At 62.6% G+C, this 3,913-nt stretch carries 5 protein-coding genes; all 5 read left to right on the top strand.

The window, feature by feature from the left end:
• Positions 1-1,257, top strand: a 1,257-nt coding sequence (gene gspE / locus VF515_01005) for a type II secretion system ATPase GspE (GenBank protein HEX7406205.1), incomplete at its 5' end; no start/stop codon positions are given.
• A 132-nt stretch (positions 1,258-1,389) separates the two neighbouring features.
• Positions 1,390-2,625 carry a type II secretion system inner membrane protein GspF gene (gene gspF / locus VF515_01000; protein ID HEX7406204.1) on the top strand — a complete coding sequence of 412 codons (1,236 nt, stop codon included), beginning with the start codon at positions 1,390-1,392 and terminating at the stop codon, positions 2,623-2,625.
• A 71-nt stretch (positions 2,626-2,696) separates the two neighbouring features.
• Positions 2,697-3,113 (top strand): type II secretion system major pseudopilin GspG, encoded by a 417-nt coding sequence (gspG, locus tag VF515_00995; GenBank protein HEX7406203.1) that lies wholly within the window; start codon positions 2,697-2,699, stop codon positions 3,111-3,113.
• Between the two features lie 40 nt (positions 3,114-3,153).
• Positions 3,154-3,675 (top strand): prepilin-type N-terminal cleavage/methylation domain-containing protein, encoded by a 522-nt coding sequence (locus VF515_00990; GenBank protein ID HEX7406202.1) that lies wholly within the window; start codon positions 3,154-3,156, stop codon positions 3,673-3,675.
• Between the two features lie 4 nt (positions 3,676-3,679).
• Positions 3,680-3,913: prepilin-type N-terminal cleavage/methylation domain-containing protein (locus VF515_00985; GenBank protein ID HEX7406201.1), on the top strand; the 234-nt coding region annotated here is incomplete at its 3' end.

The raw sequence follows: 3,913 nt of genomic DNA, 5'->3' as shown, positions 1-3,913 counted from the left end.
TTGATGGACGGGCTCGACGAAGAACGTCTGGATCTGATGGCGACCGACCTGGAGGAGCCGCGCGACCTGCTCGAATCGGATGACGAAGCACCGATCATCCGCCTGGTCAACTCGCTGCTGTTTCAGGCCGCAAAGGACCGTGCCAGCGACATTCACATCGAGCCCTTCGAGCGAGCCCTGGCCGTCCGGTTCCGCATCGACGGCATCCTCTACGACATCCTCTCACCGCCGAAGCGGTTCCAGCCGGTGATCATTTCACGCGTCAAGATCATGGCCGGTCTGAATATTGCGGAAAAGCGCCTGCCCCAAGACGGGCGCATTCGCATTCGACTGGCGGGCAAAGACATCGACATCCGTGTCTCCATCGTCCCGACCGCGTACGGCGAACGGGTGGTCATGCGCTTGCTCGACAAGTCGACCACCGTCTTACACCTGGAGGAACTTGGCCTGCTCGGCGCCAAGCACGAGATGGTCAGCCGGCTCATCAAGCTGAGCCACGGCATCATTCTCGTGACCGGGCCTACGGGCAGTGGGAAGACCACCACCTTGTACGCCGCGCTGTCGAAGATCAACACCACGGACAAAAACATCATCACCATCGAGGACCCGATCGAGTACCAGCTGCACGGCGTCGGCCAGATCCAGGTCAATCCCAAGATCGATCTGACCTTCGCCAACGGTTTGCGTTCCATTCTGCGCCAGGACCCGGACGTCATCATGGTCGGCGAAATCCGCGATCTGGAGACGGCGGAGATCGCCATCCAGGCAGCGTTGACGGGGCACCTGGTGTTCTCGACCCTGCACACCAACGACTCCTTCGGCGCCATGACGCGGTTGCTCGACATGGGCATCGAGCCCTTCCTGGTTTCGTCGTCGGTGATCGCCGTGATGGCGCAGCGCTTGGTACGTCGCGTGTGCACTGCCTGTCGCGAACCGTACCAACCCAGCCGCGAGGAGTTGGAAGAGCTGGGCATCGCGCCGCAGCGCCTGATCGGGCGCACCATCTTCAAGCCCGGCGAGGGTTGCAGCCAGTGTAAACGCACGGGCTACCGGGGGCGGACCGGCATTCACGAACTGCTGGTGGTGGATGACGAGATCCGCGCCTTGGTGATGAAGAACGCCGATGCGGCCACCATCCGGCGGGCGGCAACGGCGCGGGGGATGAACACCCTGCGCGAGGATGGGGCGGACAAGGTGCTGGACGGCGTCACGACGATCGAAGAAGCCCTGCGGGTCACGCAGGAGGATCTGGTGTGACGTGCGAGCCTTGAGCGTCCGGGTGTGGGAGCGTTCCGGTGCGCGCCTGCGCTCCCACGCTCTCTCCGGCGCGCGCGGCCTTGATCGGCATCGAATTTTCCGAGGTCTTCCAGCGTCGGAGTAGCGCGGGCCATGCCGGTTTACGCCTACAAAGGACTGAGTCAGGACGGACGCGCGGTCAGCGGGATCATCGACGCTGACACGCCGAAAGGGGCGCGTCTGAAGCTTCGGGGTAGCGGAATATTCCCTACTGACCTGACGGAGGAGCAACGCCAAAAGCCGCGAGCGACAGCCGAGGCGCGCTCGGGGTTGAGCCTGGCGCGTTACCTCGAACGCATCAGCCCGCAGGAGCTGGCGTTGCTGACCCGGCAGCTCTCCACGCTGGTGGGAGCGGGCCTGCCCCTAGTGGACTGTCTGTCGGCGTTGATCGAGCAAGTCGAGAGCGCCCGCATCAAGCGCACCCTGTCGCACATCCGCGAGCAGGTGACCGAGGGCACTTCGCTCGCCGATGCCCTCAAGGCCCACCCGCGCATCTTCACCGATCTCTATGTCAACATGGTGCGCGCCGGCGAGGCCAGCGGCGCCCTCGACCTCGTGCTGCTGCGCCTGGCCGACTACACGGAAAACTATGCGGCCTTGCGCGACAAGGTGCGCTCCGCGCTGACCTACCCCATTCTCATGGCCATTGTCGGCAGCAGCATTCTCTTCTTCTTGCTCTCGTACGTCGTGCCGAAGGTCACCAAGATTTTCAGTGAAAACAAAGCGGCGCTGCCGCTCATGACCACGGTGCTCTTGGCCATCAGCGGCTTTCTGCAGGAGTACTGGTGGCTGGTGGTCGGCGCCATCATCGCCGTGGTCCTCTCCATACGCGTCAGCACCCGCACGCCCGCCGGGCGGCTGCGCTATGACCGCTACGTGCTCTCCATCCCCTACTTCGGCAAGCTGCTCAAAAAAGTCGCGCTGGCGCGCTTCGCCCGTACCCTGTCGACCCTGTTGACCAGCGGCATCACGCTGATGCAGGCGCTCGACATCGTCAAGAATGTGGTCAACAACACCGTGCTGAGCAAGGCCATTGAGGAGGCGCGCTCCAGCATCCGTGAAGGCCAAAGCATCGCGCCCCCGTTGAAGAAGAGCGGGCTGTTCCCCGCCATGCTCATCCACATGATCGCGGTCGGGGAAAAAAGCGGCGAGCTGGAACAGATGCTGTCCAAGGCGGCCGATGCGTACGACGCTGAAGTGTCATCGGCGGTGACCGCGCTCACCAGCATTCTCGAGCCAGTGATGATTCTGATCGGCGGCGCGGTGGTGCTGTTCATCGTGCTGGCGATTTTGTTGCCAATCTTCGAGCTGAACCAATTGGTGCGCTGAATGACTTCGTTGAACCCCCCCATGGCGGGTGCTACATGCACATATGCTGACGCAATCAGGAGGAACGATTAATGGAACGTCTGCGCGCACGGGCTGGATTCACCCTCATTGAAATCATGGTCGTGGTCTTCATCCTCGGCCTGCTGGTCACGTTGGTGGCTCCCAAGATCATCGGCCGCACCGACGAAGCGCGCCGGACGAAAGCACTGGCGGACATCAAGGGCATCGAGGAGGCCATGAACCTCTTCAAGCTCGACAACGGCTTCTACCCGACCACCGACCAGGGCCTCCAAGCCCTCGTCACCCGGCCATCCAACGCCCGCAATTACAGCGCAGACGGCTATCTCGATAAACTGCCTATCGATCCCTGGGGCAACCCGTACGTCTACTTCAGCGACGGTCAAAACTACATCATCAAGTCGTATGGGGCCGACGGACAGGAGGGCGGTGAAGGCAAGAATGCCGATATCGACAGCCGCGCCTTGTGACGGGGGCAGAAACCGGCAGTGGACGCGATGTCGCCACAGGATGCGCCTGGGTTGTTCGGGCTTCACCTTGCTCGAACTCACCCTTGTGCTCGTCATCATGGCGACGCTGTTTGCGCTGGTGATCCCGCGCCTGCGCGACCCCGGAACTGCCGCGCTCGAGGCGCAATCGCACCATTTGGTCCTGACCTTCCGTTTGCTGCGCAGTGAGGCCGTACTGAACGGCAGTTCCTACCGTCTGAATTACGACCTCGACCAGCAACGCTACTGGGTCAGTCCCGCCGACCCCTCCGTTGATCTGGAGCAATTCGCGCATGACATCGGCAACCTGGCGCGCGGCACCCGGCTGGAGCACCCCATCAGCATCGTGGACGTGGTGCTCCCCACGCTCGCCGGCAAGGTCGTCCAGGGACAGATTTACACCGTCTTTTACCCCGACGGCTCCGTCGACCCCACCGTGATTCATCTCGCCAACGGTCGCGACGCCTACACCCTGTGGCTGAATCCGATGAACGGCCGTCTGAGCATGGACCAGGGTTACCGCGAGGTCCAGTACTCTGGGTAGACCGATGCGACCTGTAAGCCAGTCCCCTCGGCGTCATGCGGGGTTCACGTTGCTCGAAGTGATGGTGGCGTTGGCCATCATCGCCTATGCCATCGTTGGCCTGCTGGGATTGCACGCCCGCAACATCCAAATGATCGGCCGTGACCAGAGCCTCACCCGCGCCACGCTGCTAGCGCGGGAGCTGATCAGCCAGATCCAATTCCAGGTATCGACCAACGGTCTGCAAGACCTCGGCGAC

The sequence above is a fragment of the Candidatus Binatia bacterium genome (genome assembly GCA_036382395.1).
Taxonomy (GTDB): Bacteria; Desulfobacterota; Binatia; order HRBIN30; family HRBIN30; genus JAGDMS01.
The sequence above is the reverse complement of the archived record's forward strand: the minus strand, read 5'-3'. Positions and strand labels throughout refer to the sequence as shown.

Coding starts and splice junctions, on each gene's coding strand:
- gspF (HEX7406204.1), top strand. CDS start 1,390: ATGCCGGTTTACGCCTACAAAGGACTGAGTCAGGACGGACGCGCGGTC.
- gspG (HEX7406203.1), top strand. CDS start 2,697: ATGGAACGTCTGCGCGCACGGGCTGGATTCACCCTCATTGAAATCATG.
- VF515_00990 (HEX7406202.1), top strand. CDS start 3,154: ATGCGCCTGGGTTGTTCGGGCTTCACCTTGCTCGAACTCACCCTTGTG.